This is a genomic window from Roseofilum capinflatum BLCC-M114, assembly GCF_030068505.1.
Classification (GTDB): domain Bacteria; phylum Cyanobacteriota; class Cyanobacteriia; order Cyanobacteriales; family Desertifilaceae; genus Roseofilum; species Roseofilum capinflatum.
This window is the reverse complement of record NZ_JAQOSO010000002.1, coordinates 21024-35852: the sequence shown is the minus strand read 5'-3', so window position 1 is coordinate 35852 and position 14829 is coordinate 21024. Positions and strand designations below refer to the sequence as shown.

13 protein-coding genes are annotated in these 14829 nt (G+C 47.4%); 6 read left to right on the top strand and 7 right to left on the bottom strand.

The genetic code is table 11. The annotated features are described in order from the left end of the window. Nucleotides 1-46: 46 nt before the first annotated feature. Nucleotides 47-1216, bottom strand: a complete 1170-nt coding sequence (lpxB, locus tag PMG25_RS00630) for a lipid-A-disaccharide synthase (protein ID WP_347178704.1) — start codon at nt 1214-1216, stop codon at nt 47-49. Between the two features lie 139 nt (nt 1217-1355). Between lpxB and PMG25_RS00625 the strand changes: the two genes are divergently transcribed. From PMG25_RS00625 to PMG25_RS00615, 3 genes are all read left to right on the top strand, one after another. Next, nucleotides 1356-2162 (top strand): Uma2 family endonuclease, encoded by an 807-nt coding sequence (locus PMG25_RS00625; protein WP_283764977.1) that lies wholly within the window; start codon nt 1356-1358, stop codon nt 2160-2162. Nucleotides 2163-2227: 65 nt separating this feature from the next. Then, nucleotides 2228-3076 (top strand): Uma2 family endonuclease, encoded by an 849-nt coding sequence (locus PMG25_RS00620; RefSeq protein ID WP_283764976.1) that lies wholly within the window; start codon nt 2228-2230, stop codon nt 3074-3076. Between the two features lie 65 nt (nt 3077-3141). Further along, nucleotides 3142-3906 (top strand): Uma2 family endonuclease, encoded by a 765-nt coding sequence (locus PMG25_RS00615; protein WP_283764975.1) that lies wholly within the window; start codon nt 3142-3144, stop codon nt 3904-3906. A 32-nt stretch (nt 3907-3938) separates the two neighbouring features. Here PMG25_RS00615 and lpxA read toward each other — a convergent pair whose 3' ends face one another. From lpxA to PMG25_RS00585, 6 genes are all read right to left on the bottom strand, one after another. Next, nucleotides 3939-4739: an acyl-ACP--UDP-N-acetylglucosamine O-acyltransferase gene (lpxA, locus tag PMG25_RS00610; RefSeq protein WP_283764974.1), complete on the bottom strand. Its 801-nt coding sequence runs from the start codon at nt 4737-4739 to the stop codon at nt 3939-3941. 50 nt (nt 4740-4789) lie between these two features. After that, nucleotides 4790-5284: a 3-hydroxyacyl-ACP dehydratase FabZ gene (fabZ, locus tag PMG25_RS00605; RefSeq protein WP_283764973.1), complete on the bottom strand. Its 495-nt coding sequence runs from the start codon at nt 5282-5284 to the stop codon at nt 4790-4792. 89 nt (nt 5285-5373) lie between these two features. Next, nucleotides 5374-6189 carry a UDP-3-O-acyl-N-acetylglucosamine deacetylase gene (gene lpxC / locus PMG25_RS00600; RefSeq protein WP_283764972.1) on the bottom strand — a complete coding sequence of 272 codons (816 nt, stop codon included), beginning with the start codon at nt 6187-6189 and terminating at the stop codon, nt 5374-5376. Nucleotides 6190-6191: 2 nt separating this feature from the next. Further along, nucleotides 6192-8930, bottom strand: coding sequence for a BamA/TamA family outer membrane protein (locus PMG25_RS00595; protein WP_283764971.1), 2739 nt, complete (start codon nt 8928-8930; stop codon nt 6192-6194). Between the two features lie 145 nt (nt 8931-9075). Next, nucleotides 9076-9804: a phosphoribosylaminoimidazolesuccinocarboxamide synthase gene (gene purC, locus PMG25_RS00590; RefSeq protein WP_283764970.1), complete on the bottom strand. Its 729-nt coding sequence runs from the start codon at nt 9802-9804 to the stop codon at nt 9076-9078. 287 nt (nt 9805-10091) lie between these two features. After that, the gene (locus PMG25_RS00585) at nt 10092-11393 is read right to left on the bottom strand and encodes a hypothetical protein (protein ID WP_283764969.1); all 1302 of its coding nucleotides are present in this window, start codon (nt 11391-11393) and stop codon (nt 10092-10094) included. Nucleotides 11394-11587: 194 nt separating this feature from the next. Between PMG25_RS00585 and PMG25_RS00580 the strand changes: the two genes are divergently transcribed. The 3 genes from PMG25_RS00580 (at nt 11588) to PMG25_RS00570 (ending at nt 14739) form a co-directional block, all read left to right on the top strand. After that, the gene (locus PMG25_RS00580; protein WP_283764968.1) at nt 11588-12157 is read left to right on the top strand and encodes a Uma2 family endonuclease; all 570 of its coding nucleotides are present in this window, start codon (nt 11588-11590) and stop codon (nt 12155-12157) included. A 360-nt stretch (nt 12158-12517) separates the two neighbouring features. Continuing rightward, nucleotides 12518-13279, top strand: a complete 762-nt coding sequence (locus PMG25_RS00575) for a response regulator transcription factor (RefSeq protein WP_283764967.1) — start codon at nt 12518-12520, stop codon at nt 13277-13279. An 89-nt stretch (nt 13280-13368) separates the two neighbouring features. Further along, the gene (locus tag PMG25_RS00570; protein WP_283764966.1) at nt 13369-14739 is read left to right on the top strand and encodes a sensor histidine kinase; all 1371 of its coding nucleotides are present in this window, start codon (nt 13369-13371) and stop codon (nt 14737-14739) included. Nucleotides 14740-14829: the final 90 nt, after the last annotated feature.

Genomic DNA, 14829 nt, shown 5'->3' with positions numbered 1-14829 from the left:
CACCCCATTCCCTATTCCCTATTCCCTATTCCCCATTCCCCATTCCCTATTCCCTCGATCGCCAGAAGTCAAAAATCGCTGTCGCAGCGCGATCGCATACTCCTGGTTGTCCCAGAGCTTGGCGCATTTGGGCATAACCTTCTAGTGTTTCTTGGCGGATCTGGGGATTCAATAACCGCTCTAAAGCACTTTCACTAATGGCTTCAGGAGTCGCCTCTTCTTGCAAGAATTCGGGCACAATGGGCTTCATCTCCACTAAATTAGCTGGGGAAACATAGGGTAGAGAGAGCTTGAGAATATGGCGAGCAATCCAAGCCGTGAGCGGACTTAAGCGATACATGACCACTTGGGGCACATCTAAAAGCGCTAACTCTAAATTGACTGTACCCGATTTACAAATAGCCAAATCTGCACCGGCTAAAACCTCCCGTGCTTGGGTCTCGATGAGGGTTGCATTCAGACCAAAATCGGCGATCGCCTGTTCAATAGGTTCTCGAAACTCCGCTAGAGACAAGGGAATCCAAAATTTTACCTCTGGCAGTTTCTGCTGAATCTGTTGTGCTGCTGCAAACATCACCGGCAATAAATAAGTGATCTCTTGACGGCGCGACGCTGGCATTAAGGCGATCGCCCTTTCATCCTCTCCAATACCTAACGTAGCACGAGCCTCTTGCCGGGACGGGAACGCCTGCATCCGGTCAATCAACGGATGCCCCACCCAATTCACATTAACATCATACTCCCGAAAAAATCGCGCCTCCTCCGGAAAAATAGCCAACAACAAATCCGTGATTTTAACAACTTTTTTTCTATCCCGTTTATTCTGAGACCAAACCCAGACCTGTGGCGCAATATAATAAACAATCGGCACTTCAGGCAAATGGCGCTGTAAATAACTCCCAATACTCAAATTCGGCCCCATATAATCAATCAAAATAATCATATCCGGGGGATATTGCCGTAAATAGCGCTTCACTCCCTCCTGAATTTTCAGCGTCGGCAACACAAAAGGCAAAGCTTCCAACAGTCCCACAGAACCAATTCCCGTAGTTTTTCCCAACAATTTCGCCCCCGCATCAGCCATGCGTTCTCCTCCCAACGCCACAATGTCGAGATCCAAACCATTTTGGCGACCATAACGATACAACGCTTCCACCAACAAAGCGCCTTGCAAATCTCCTGAAACTTCACCGGTACTGATAAAAATGGTGGTCATGGGAATAGGGAATAGGGAATAGGGAATAGGGAATAGGGAATAGGGAATAGGGAATACCGGATTCCACCCTTTCCTTGAATATCCCATAAATACCGTTCTTAAAGCGATAGTATAGAACAAAAGCACTTTATTGAGCAAAATGGTTAATCTAACCCCAAAGCCAAGCAAAATCTCTCGCACCCCCAAAAGAGAAGACCTACCCACCATGTACGACTTACCGAGTGAAGAAGTAGGAGAGTCAGGTTTGCCAGACCAATATCATCCCATACAAGCTCAACTGTTAGAGCAAACCTTTCAACCATCGACCTATCCCCCAGAGCAGGTATTTTCAGCCATGGATTTGAATCTCTACTACGATGTAGAGAATACTAACCGATACAAGCGTCCGGACTGGTTTGGAGTCGTGGGAGTCTCTCGACTCTACGAACAGAGAGACTTACGGATGAGTTATGTGGTCTGGCAAGAAGAAGTGAATCCGTTTATGGTGGTAGAACTGTTATCACCGAGTACCCAACAAGAAGACTTGGGACAAACGACTCGTAAAGAGAATAAACCGCCAACCAAATGGGAAGTTTACGAAGAATTGCTACGAGTGCCATACTATATTGTTTATGAACGGGAACAGGACTATTTTAGAGCTTTTCAATTGCAAGGAAGTCGCTATCAAGAGATAGAGATCAGGAATAGTCAATTGTGGTTAGAAGAGTTGGGATTAGGATTGAGATTGTGGCAAGGAAGTCATAAAGGAATCGAACGGCGATGGCTGCGGTTTTATGATGCGACGGGGAATTTAATCCCTACAGAGGCCGAGGAAAGGGAGCGGGAACGCCAGGAGAAAGAACGGGAACGACAGGAGAAAGAGCAAGCGCAGACTGCATTGCAGGAATTGAGAGATCGCCTGATAGCTATGGGTTTAGACCCTGATAATTTGCCGAATGATCGTTGATTGATTAAAGAGCCGAATCCAGCCCAAAACGATACGATAGAACAAAAGCACTTTTCCCTGTAATTATGGTTAACTTAACCCAAAGGCAGAAAAACCTCTCTCGAACTCCTAAAAGAGAAGACCTACCCACCATGTACGACTTACCGAGTGAAGAAGTAGGAGAGTCAGGTTTGCCAGACCAATATCATCCCATACAAGCTCAACTGTTAGAGCAAACCTTTCAACCATCGACCTATCCCCCAGAGCAGGTATTTTCAGCCATGGATTTGAATCTCTACTACGATGTAGAGAATACTAACCGATACAAGCGTCCGGACTGGTTTGGAGTCGTGGGAGTCTCTCGACTCTACGAACAGAGAGACTTACGGATGAGTTATGTGGTCTGGCAAGAAGAAGTGAATCCGTTTATGGTGGTAGAACTGTTATCACCGAGTACCCAACAAGAAGACTTGGGACAAACGACTCGTAAAGAGAATAAACCGCCAACCAAATGGGAAGTTTACGAAGAATTGCTACGAGTGCCATACTATATTGTTTATGAACGGGAACAGGACTATTTTAGAGCTTTTCAATTGCAAGGAAGTCGCTATCAAGAGATAGAGATCAGGAATAGTCAATTGTGGTTAGAAGAGTTGGGATTAGGATTGAGATTGTGGCAAGGAAGTCATAAAGGAATCGAACGGCGATGGCTGCGGTTTTATGATGCGACGGGGAATTTAATCCCTACAGAGGCCGAGGAAAGGGAGCGGGAACGCCAGGAGAAAGAACGGGAACGTCAGGAGAAAGAGCAAGCACGGCAGGAGAAAGAACGGGAACGTCAGGAGAAAGAGCAAGCGCAGACTGCATTGCAGGAATTGAGAGATCGCCTGATAGCTATGGGTTTAGACCCTGATAATTTGCCGAATGATCGTTGATTGATTAAAGAGCCGAATCCAGCCCAAAACGATACGATAGAACAAAAGCACTTTTCCCTGTAATTATGGTTAACTTAACCCAAAGGCAGAAAAACCTCTCTCGAACTCCTAAAAGAGAAGACCTACCCACCATGTACGACTTACCGAGTGAAGAAGTAGGAGAGTCAGGTTTGCCAGACCAATATCATCCCATACAAGCTCAACTGTTAGAGCAAACCTTTCAACCATCGACCTATCCCCCAGAGCAGGTATTTTCAGCCATGGATTTGAATCTCTACTACGATGTAGAGAATACTAACCGATACAAGCGTCCGGACTGGTTTGGAGTCGTGGGAGTCTCTCGACTCTACGAACAGAGAGACTTACGGATGAGTTATGTGGTCTGGCAAGAAGAAGTGAATCCGTTTATGGTGGTAGAACTGTTATCACCGAGTACCCAACAAGAAGACTTGGGACAAACGACTCGTAAAGAGAATAAACCGCCAACCAAATGGGAAGTTTACGAAGAATTGCTACGAGTGCCATACTATATTGTTTATGAACGGGAACAGGACTATTTTAGAGCTTTTCAATTGCAAGGAAGTCGCTATCAAGAGATAGAGATCAGGAATAGTCAATTGTGGTTAGAAGAGTTGGGATTAGGATTGAGATTGTGGCAAGGAAGTCACAAAGGAATTGAGCGACGATGGCTGCGGTTTTATGATGCGGCTGGGAATTTAATCCCTACAGAGGCAGAGGAAAAAGAGCAAGCACAGACTGCATTGCAGGAATTGAGAGATCGGCTGATTGCTATGGGTTTAGATCCTGATAATCTGCCGAATGATCGTTAAAACGTTTAAGGATATCGAAGAAAGCCGATCGCCTACTCCCGATTCCCTGGAATGGGGCCTCGGCGCTGTTTGTCCGTTAGAGAAAGATGCAGGAACTGGCGCAGATGGCGTAATTGCTCAGTTTCGGGTAGGGTGTTTAGCTGTTCTAGAGCTTCCTGAAAGGTCATTTCCGAGCGATATAACAGGCGATAGGCAGATTTGAGGATACCAAAATCCTGGTGAGTTAAGCCAGAGCGTTTTAAGCCGATCGCATTAAGCGATCGCACCCTAGCCGGATTTCCCTCGACCGTCATATAAGGAGGCACATCCCGCTCAATGCGACTCATTCCCCCTACCATAGCCATTTGGCCAATATGCACAAACTGGTGAACCCCCAACAGTCCGCTAATTCGAGCTTTCGATTCCACCACCACATGACCAGCAAAAGCAGTACAGTTAGCCACGACCACCTCATTTTCGATCGCGCAATTATGGGCCACATGCACATAGGCCATCAGTAAATTGCGATCGCCAATCACCGTCGCTTCATCGGGCCCCGTCGCTCGATTAATCGTCACATATTCGCGAATACAATTACCATTACCGATTCTGACCGCAGTTTCGGCTCCATCATACTTGAGGTCTTGGGGAGCCAAACCAATGGCTGCTCCAGTAAAAATCTCATTGCTTTCGCCAATCTGCGTCCATCCTTCCAGCACCACATGGGGGCCAATAATGGTGTTTGCCCCAATGGTCACATTTTCCCCAATCACGGCATAGGGGCCAATGCTCACCGTCGGATGAACCTTTGCACCACTGTGGATAACTGCCGTTGGATGAATTAGGGTGGTCATATCTCTCCCAGTCCTGATTTCTCTTAAATCTTGCTCACACCGAAGCGTGATTAACTCTCACTCAGAATTGCAAATTTCAGATCTCCTTCTACCGCTAATTCACCATTGACTTCTATTTTCCCTTCCATGACGACAAAACCCCGTTTTGGCATAGCTTTGATAATTTTGGCAGTAATAATTAACTGGTCTCCAGGAACGACAGGCCGGCGAAATTTTACCTTATCGATACCCGCGAAGGCAAATAATCCGCTAGGAAAGCTATCCATTTGCACAACCACAATACCCCCGACTTGGGCCATGGCTTCGACCATCAGTACCCCTGGCATAATGGGGCGATCGGGAAAATGCCCTTGAAACTGCGGTTCATTGAACGTGATGTTTTTCAGTCCCACGGCTGATTTTCCGGGGTCATAAGCAATAATTCGGTCTACCAGGGCGAAGGGATAACGATGGGGAAGGAGTTTGTGGATCTCTTCGACACTGAAAACGGTGTGGGTTGGATCGAGAGCAGGGGGTTCTGGGCTGGTTTGGGTTTCTGTGGACATGGATTATATCAATTAACAATTAACAATTAACAATTAACAATGGGTCTTGATTGGGGGCCAGTTCATGTTTGCGACAGCAGAAAGCGCTCTCAATTACATTGGGCAATTTTTCTCGCCAGTTGCACATGAAGGTGATGGCTGGCCTTGAATGCCAGATAGTGAGCTACAGGGGGAACGCCCAATAAACTCAGGTCTCCCACCAGGTCTAGGAGTTTATGACGGGCGGGTTCGTTGGCAAATCTCAAGGGAGGATTAAGCCAACCTTCAGGGCCGCAAACGAGGGCATTATCCAGACTACCACCTTTGATTAACCCCTGCGCCTGTAAGTGTTCAATTTGGTGGGCGAGGCCAAAGGTGCGAGCGGGGGCGACTTCGGTGGTAAAGGGTTCGCGATCGGGTTGCCAACTGTGCCATTGTTGACCGATCGCCTCTAAATCAAACTCAATCCCATAGGTAAAGCGCAGTTGGGGCGCGGGAATAGCAGCGACAAAGGCATCTTTGTCGTAAACAGCCATGGGTTCAGTTAAGGTTTTTTCGGATACAGGAAATTTCCCCACCTCCTGTTGATGGGCGCAAATCGCCTCGACCCAGAGGGCGGCTGAACCGTCGAGTAGGGGCACTTCGGGCCCATTGATCTCGATTTTGGCATCGGTGATGCCCAGGGAAAGGAGGGCGGCGAGCAGGTGTTCGACGGTACGGACGCTGGCTTCTCCGACGGCGAGTTCTGTGGAGAGGATGGTGGAGTTTACGGCTTCAATGTGGGCGGGAATGGTGGGGCGATCTGGGAGATCGACGCGCACAAAGTAGCGTCCGCTTCCGGGTGGGGCGGGTAGAACTTTGACTTGGGTTTCGAGTCCACTATGCAGACCAACGCCAGATTGGGTAAAGGGGGTTGCGATCGCCATAATTAAAATTTCTCTCCAATCCCAAAGTGGACTCGACTACTGCCATCAGTTGTGAATCCGTAGTCAATACGGATGGGGCCTAGGGGGGTATTGATCCGCACGCCAACCCCGGCAGAGGCTCCCGATCCGGGCAATCCACGCCGTCCGGAGGGATCGCCAATGACAGCACTACCCGATCCGAGGTTGGTGGCTGCATCGACAAATAATACGCCTCCTAACAAGTCAACCACGGGGAATCTGTATTCTAGGGTTCCTTCTAGGAAGTATCGACCACTGCCGAGATCCCCTTCTGCAAAGCCCCTCACTGACTCTAGACCGCCGAGAATGAAGGCTTCATAGGGGGGGAGGTCTCCCAAGGTTGCACCCCCTTCAACTTGAAAGGCGAGGACTTGGGGGCCTTCATGGAAGTCGGTGAATTTGACGGGCACATAGAAGGTATGACTGCCCCGCAGACGACTCATAATCACGCTGGTGACGGGGATCGACTGCTCGATACTAAAGCGGGTGACTGAGCCACCGGTGGGTTGAGCGGGGTTGTTGCGGCTATCTTTGACAATGCCGAATTGGAGCATGAATAGGTCGTCAACCCCGGTATTATGGAAAGCTAGGCGTTCCCCGTCTTCGTCTCTAGCGGTCAGGTCATTATCGGCATCGCGGATAGAAACATGCTGGTATTGTAAGCCCAGAGACCCAATCCAATCCGGGTTTAAGGGGTCTTCGCCCAAGGGACGGGAAAAGCGAATTCCTGCACCAGTACGCAGGATGCGGGGGCGATCGCCATTATCTAAGCGGATTGGGTTTTCATCCCCGTCATAAACCAGAGAAATCGATCGCCGCCTAAACCCATTCATCGTATAAGCTGTACGCTTGGGATCTCCGCCAATCCACGGATCGCTAAAGCTAACATCAAATAAGAAATCGCGGGTTCCGATCTGCACTTCCGTTCGTAGAGTTTGATTATTACCGCCGAAGTTGGTTTCTTGATAACTCAAGGAACCGAAGAAACCACTCGCAGAACTGATACCACCTCCGGCGGCGATCGATCCCGTATTTTGTTCCTGCACATTCAGCACTACTACCACCTTCGTTGGGTCAGTTCCCGGATTCAACGTTACATTCACATCCTGGAAAATACCCAAGCCATACACCCGTTGCAAATCAGCTTGAATCCTATCCCGATTAAAAATATCTCCAGCTTCTAAACTCAATTGCCGAGTGATAATATACTCCCGCGTTTTCCCCCTAACCGGTTCTCCAGTCTCTTCTATATCCTGTCCATCCCGATTCAGATAAACAATCTCAATATCCTCAATCACCCCTTCAGGAATTACCAGGTTAACTGTGCCATCCTCATTCACATCTGGCGCATCCACAACCTGAGCTAAAATATACCCATTCTCTTGATACCAGGTATTCAAATCTTGAATGCTCACTTGCAAGCGACGCAAGTTCAAGATGTTACCATATTGATCTCCAAAAATCTCATCAATCACATCCTGGGGAACCACCGAAGGAATATCTGTTCCTGGATTAGCATTAATATTCACTTGTCGTAAAACTGGATTAGGCTCTACTTCAAAGGTGACGCGCACACCTAATGGGGTATCCTCTGGAGTCGCTCGCACATTAGAAAAGAATCCCGTCGCAAAAATAGCATCAATATCTTCTTGCAATCGAGAACGAGTTGTCGTCCGTCCAGCTTGGGTACTAATCACCTCAAATACCCGATTTCTTAAGTCACCTTCTACTCCCATCACCATCACCTCGGCAACTAATACCCTCGGTTCTGGTTGTGATGAATTATTTTGGCTCAGTTGAGCTTTTAAGGAAACAGTGTTTGCCGGTACAGTTTCTACCCGAATAGGAGTTTTTGCTATTAGCACATTTTCCTGTATTTCTGATTCCTGAACTTTAGAAAACGGAGTAAATGCTAACGGTTCTGATGTTTCCCCGAATGGTTGCGGTTGAGACAGTTGGGTAAAGGCTAATGTTTGTTGCTCCCTTACTGCCTTTTCCTGTACCTCTGAAAAAGAGGTAAACGCCAATTGCTCTGATGTTTCCCCTAATGGTTGCGGTTGAGACAGTTGAGTAAAGGCTAATGTTTGTTGCTCCCTTACTCCCTTTTCCTGTACCTCTGAAAACGGAGTAAACGCCAATTGCTCTGATGTTTCCCCTAATGGTTGCGGTTGAGACAGTTGGGTAAAGGCTAATGTTTGTTGCTCCCTTACTGCCTTTTCCTGTACCTCTGAAAAAGAGGTAAACGCCAATTGCTCTGATGTTTCCCCTAATGGTTGCGGTTGAGACAGTTGAGTAAAGGCTAATGTTTGTTGCTCCCTTACTCCCTTTTCCTGTACCTCTGAAAAAGAGGTAAACGCCAATTGCTCTGATGTTTCCCCTAATGGTTGCGGTTGAGACAGTTGAGTAAAGGCTAATGTTTGTTGCTCCCTTACTCCCTTTTCCTGTACCTCTGAAAAAGAGGTAAACGCCAATTGTTTTTCTAAAGATTTAGAAGCAACAAACTGTAAAGATTGATGAATAATGGGGATCGATTCTTTCGCCGATCGCGTTATGATCTGCACTAACTGCCCATCGATCTCCCGATCGCTATCAGTCGTATAAGGATAAGGAGAGGGGTCTACCGTTTTTGAAGTATAATCTGAAACTTTACCTTGGACAGCATCGACAAAACCGAGAGTTGCCGAACTTGTTAAAAGAGTCAACCAGACAGGAGACAAGCGCATTGTTTTCACGTTCCGTAAACTTCCACACACCACATTGAACCGTTGGTTTGGCTGTTGAGCCGGGTATGGGTCTTTAGAAAACCCTACGACTCCAGCCAAAACACCTCAATCAACCCCTTAACTTAACACTTCTGGGGAGCTATTTTCATTTTGTCTGGCCTAAAACTCTCTCTAGCACTTGTTCATAGGCTGATTCAACATTACCTAAATCTTGTCTAAACCGGTCTTTATCTAGGATACGCGCTTGGGGGTCTGTTTCATCCTGTTTCCATAGCCGACAGGTATCCGGGCTAATTTCGTCAGCTAAAATAATATTATTTTGGCGATCGCGCCCAAATTCCAGCTTAAAATCAACCAGGATGATACCACACTCTCGGAAAAAGGCGCTCAGGTGGCGATTAATGTCTAGGGACATTTGCCGGATGTGGTCAAGGTCTTCCGGCGTAGCGAGATTGAGGAGCAAGAGGCGATCGCGAGTCAGCAAAGGATCGCCCAAACTATCATTCTTGTAGCAATATTCTACCAGAGGCGGATCGATTGGAGTTCCCAAAGCCAAACCCGTTTGTTTGCACAGACTCCCCGCAGCCCGGTTACGCACAATCACCTCAATCGGCACAATCGTTACTGCTTTGACGCGCATTTCCCGGTCTGAAGGACAATCAACATAGTGGGTGGGAATACCCTGCGCTTCCAACATTTGGAACAAATGACGGGAAATCGCACAATTAATCTGTCCCTTACCCGTAATCGTGCCTCGTTTTTGGGCATTAAACGCCGTCGCATCATCCTTAAAGTAAGTCAGAAGCAGATTCGCATCATCCGTGGTATAGACGATTTTGGCTTTCCCTTCGTAGAGTTGAGTCGGTTCGGTCATAAAACATTGAAAACTGATATCTAACAGCCCTACCATACCTCATCTAGCCAACCTCAATGAGTGATATAGTCAAGTCCAATAACAGTGAGACATTTTTGTAGGGGCGTTTCATGTCGCGTTGGCGTAGCCTGCGCGGAGCGCATAGCGAAACGGCCGCTCGCCCCTACAGATACGGGTATTCTAGACAGGTTCTGTGTGTATATTGTCGTGTCTCAACCTTAATCGAATTGACTATAAACGATTGCCCCTCATCCCCCTACCCCTCCTTTCTAGATTTGATATTACCTTCAAGAAGTAGCAGCAGAAGACATCCAATCATCATCATCCATGGGTTCAACACCACTGGCTAAATCACCACTGCCCGATCCCGCTCCTGCTAACAGACTTCCATATTCTGTATGACGCTCCTCATAGGTTGCCATAGTTGCAAACATCTTTTCGATCCTCTCCTGCGCTTTAAACATGTTTGGGACTATCTTTTCCTTCTCAAAGGATTTAACGATTCTTTCTATGTCTGGATCGTCTTCCACCTCTGGTTTGGTTGCAAATAGTTTGTGAATATCGTGAACTAAGTGTATTATCTCCTGACATCTATTGAGGATCTCTTGTTTATGTCTGCTGTTGCCTTTGGCAAACTCAGCGAAATACGACATCTTTCTTTTTTTGCGTGCGTCATCACTCTCTGCGATCGCCTTACCCCCTTTATATAAAGCCCGACCACTACCGATCACTGTCGCTGCTGTCCAATGTAAACTTTCGGCTCCAACTGCGGCTCCTTGTTCCACAGTTTGTTTGGCGCTCTCTGTTCCTCCTTTCCCTAATTTCCGTTTCTCGCGTATCGCTGTACCCGTACCATAAGCTGCATCTGCATAGCCTAAACCCGTCCCTAAACCGGGCAGGATTAGATCTCCAACTGCAAAAATTCCGGCTTTTCCCCAAGTTATTCCTAAATCTTTGACGGCCGCAACTGCCTCATCAGTGCGTTTTGACTCTAGTTTTTCAGTAATACGTTTGGCTTGGCGACCTATTTGCTGGAGTTGAGGGTATCCTTGTCGAATCTGTTGATTTTTCTCTTGAATCTCTGCCTTAATCGGCGAAATAGCGGAGTATCCAGCATCATCGCTATCACTCTCAGAATCACTTTCATCTGCCAGAAGTGAGCGATATTCATCTGGCCCTCTTTGGATCAGTCCCTGTTGCACCCCATGGGTTATCTCAAGTGGTTCTCGTTGCAGGTGTGATTTCATCTGCAATTGGCCGTTCAGTTTGTTTTGCTTTGCTCGTTGTAACGTTGCTTCCCGTGAGAGGAGATAAGGAGCGCTAATCCGCTCGACCACTGTTTTAGCCATGGTATCCGCTTGTTGTTCCTGTGGATCGCTAGATTGCCCGGAGTAGGATTTGGCTTGCAGGGGGATTTGTGAGAGTTTCGCCGCCCAGTCCACCCCATTTCCCCCAGGTTTCCACTCTGGAAGTTCCTTTTTAGTCTTTTTTGTGGCTTTCGGTTGAAGAACAGGGGAAGGGCCAAACCGAGCTTTTGCCGGGTCTGAGGAATGGCGATCGGAACTCCGAGTTTTATATTGGCGGCTCATGACAAGTTTTGGGGTTGTCGATTTCCCTATGATACAGCGCTTCGCGCGGTAATAGGTAATAGGTAATGGGTGATAGAAGAGGGGTAAACCCGCGATCGGCTAATCACTCATTTGAAACTTCCCTCGGTATAATGGATTAGCATACACTAACCCCACCCCCATCCCTAGCAACTCTGTAGCGTTTGAGTGTAACTATGATTTCATCAGAAGTAAAAGCCGTCCGTTGGACAATTGATGATTTAGAAGGATTCCCCGACAATGGCACAAGGTATGAGATTATTGATGGAGAATTATTCATGACCAAATCGCCCCATTTATATCACCAAAGAATCACCACTAGAATTGGTCGATATCTGGAAAGTTGGTCAGAGCAAAGTGGTCTCGGTGTACCTGTCGTTGCACCCGGTGTGATTTTCTCGGATAGTGATAATGTTATCCCTGATGTGATTTGGATCTCTCATGAACGTCTGACCGAACTTTTAGATGATTCGGGACACTTGACGGGTGCGCCAGAGTTGGTTATTGAGGTATTATCGAAGTCAGAGAAGGATAAAAAGCGAGATAAAGAAACAAAGTTAAAGCTCTATTCGGTGGAAGGAGTGCAAGAATATTGGATTGTAAATTATCAACAACGAGAAATAGAAATCTATCGTCGTAACCAAGGAAGTTTAGAAAAAGTAGCCACCCTATTTGAGCAGGATACGCTCACCAGTCCCCTTTTGCCAGAGTTTGAATGTTCTCTAGAAGTATTGTGGAACTACTAGTATCAATTAAAAATTAAAAATCGATCTATAGCAAACCTAAATGAGTTGTGTAATGGCTGCCCCTCTCCCGTGCTTGTCTTGTAGGGGTTTCATTGAACTACAATGCTGTAATGCCCATTTTCCAGTTTTTTTTATCAGAATGGACTTTCAAGCAAAATAGTATCAGAAACACATAAAAAAAACGACTATATTGAAGTGAAATCAAGAGACATCAACCCGTATAACAACTGGAATTTATGGTCTATTGATATAGACAAAATATAGACGAAGGATACATAAATTGAATTGGAAAAATCTGATTGAATTCAAAAAAAGCTGGTAGGCTTAAAAGGATAAGCAGTCGTAGTGGGCACGCCAGTTATGGTATTCACGTTATCGGTAGAACCAACCCAAACGAATTCACAACGGAGTTTAGGGCGAGTGTTGGTGGTCGAAGATGAAGAACTGATTCGGGAGACGGTCGCCTTATCCTTACGGGATGAGGGATTTGAGGTGATCGCGGCTGAAGATGGTCGGACGATAGTAGATTTATTTCATCAACAACACGAGGGAAGCGATCGCTCCCTAGAGTCGATCGATGCGATCGTCCTCGATCTGATGTTACCCTCCATTAATGGTCTCGATCTCTGCCGTTGGCTACGTCAGAAAGGACAAACTGTACCGATCCTGATTCTCAGTGCTAAAGGCTCGGAAACCGATCGCGTCGTCGGCCTAGAAGTCGGTGCAGATGACTACCTGACCAAACCCTTCGGTGTGCGAGAATTAGTCGCCAGAGTTCGCGCTCTCCTGCGACGTAACCGCTACCCCATCCCCCCATCTAACCCTTCAGTGCTGAGAATCAAAGACATTACCCTATTTCCCCAAGAATGCCGGGTGATCGTCCGCGACCAAGAAATTAGCCTCTCGCCGAAAGAATTCCGCCTCCTGGAGCTATTTATGAACCATCCTCGGCGAGTGTGGTCGCGAGACCAACTGATTGAACGGATATGGGATGCGGACTTCATGGGAGACACCAAAACCGTAGACGTACATATTCGTTGGCTACGAGAAAAAATTGAACTCGATCCGAGCCACCCAGAATACTTACTCACCGTTCGTGGATTTGGATACCGCTTTAGCTAACTCGACTCTGCCATTGAGAATTCCATCCAAAACCTAGACCATGGGGTGATAATCAAGGGAAGCTTTCATCAATTGAGAATACTGTGATTGTGCCACTATTCGGATTCTTGCTGGGATTAGCCATAGGTTTGCTCCTATGGCTAGGATGTCAACTGCGCTTAGAACTACAAATTAAGCAAATTCTACCGGAATTGACTGGCCATTCAGGACTGATGCGCCGCTTCCCCGATCGCCTCCTGCGGGCGATCGCCTATCAACGGCAACATCAACACCATCTACAACAACAAATCGACTACTGGAAATCCATCCTCACTGATGCTCCCTTGGGACATTTACAAGTCGATGACCAAAACCAACTGATCTGGTGTAACACCCAAGCCTACGAAATCTTGGGCATCCATCCTCCCCAATCCAATAGCCCCCGTCTCCTGTTAGAAGTGGTTCGCTCCTACGAACTCGATGAACTGATCGAGCAAACCCGCACCACCCAAAAACCGGCGGAAAAACAATGGCACTTTCAACCCATTGCCCCCACCCTAGACCCGGAAAACACTAAGCGGCGATCGCTCAAACCCAAAATCGCCCTCAAAGCCTATAGCCTTCCCCTCTCCCAAGGTCGTGTCGCAGTCTTCCTCGAAAACCGCCAAGAACTGGTCACCTTAGCCAACCAGCGCGATCGGGCCTTTTCCGATGTGGCTCACGAACTCAAAACCCCCCTCACCTCCATTCGCCTCGTGGCCGAAACCCTGCAAACTCGCCTCGATCCCCCCCTCCGCAACTGGATCGATCGCCTCCTGTCCGAAGTCATTCGCCTCAGCGATATTGTCCAAGTTCTCCTCGATCTAAGCCAACTCGAACGGGGATCGAGCTACAGCCTCAAGTGGAAATCTATCAACCTACCCGATCTGATCCGCTCCTCCTGGCTATCCCTCGAACCCCTAGCCCGACAGAAAGAAATCCAACTCCAATACTCAGGCCCAGAACAGCTCTTTATCCACGCTGACGAACATCGGTTATGCCGAGTTTTAATTAACCTACTCGACAACAGTATTAAATATAGTCCCCTTCACGACCACATCTGGGTTAAACTAAGCCTAGAAAAATCAGCCAGTGCAACCCCCCAATCCTCTCAACACTTCGTGCATCTTCAAGTGATTGATGGCGGAGTCGGCTTCCCAGAAACTGACTTGCCCTACGTCTTCGAGCGATTCTATCGGGGAGAACCTTCCCGCGCCAGAGTCCTCTCTAACTCCAAAATCACTCCCACTCCATCTGAGACATCTTCAGATACCCCACCAACCCCCTTAACTCACAGTAGCGGATTAGGATTAGCCATTGTGCGGCAAATTGTCGAAGCTCATCAAGGATGGGTGAGTGCCAGTAACCATCCAGAAACCGGTGGGGCCTGGATTGAAATCTATCTCCCTCAATATCCATCAGGGGATTTCAGCCAAAATTAACCCCAACCTAGCCTCGGCTAGGGCCTTCCAGTTCCCTCAGACCCTAATCATTTTCAATTTTGAATTTTGAATTTTTAATGGAACTACCCC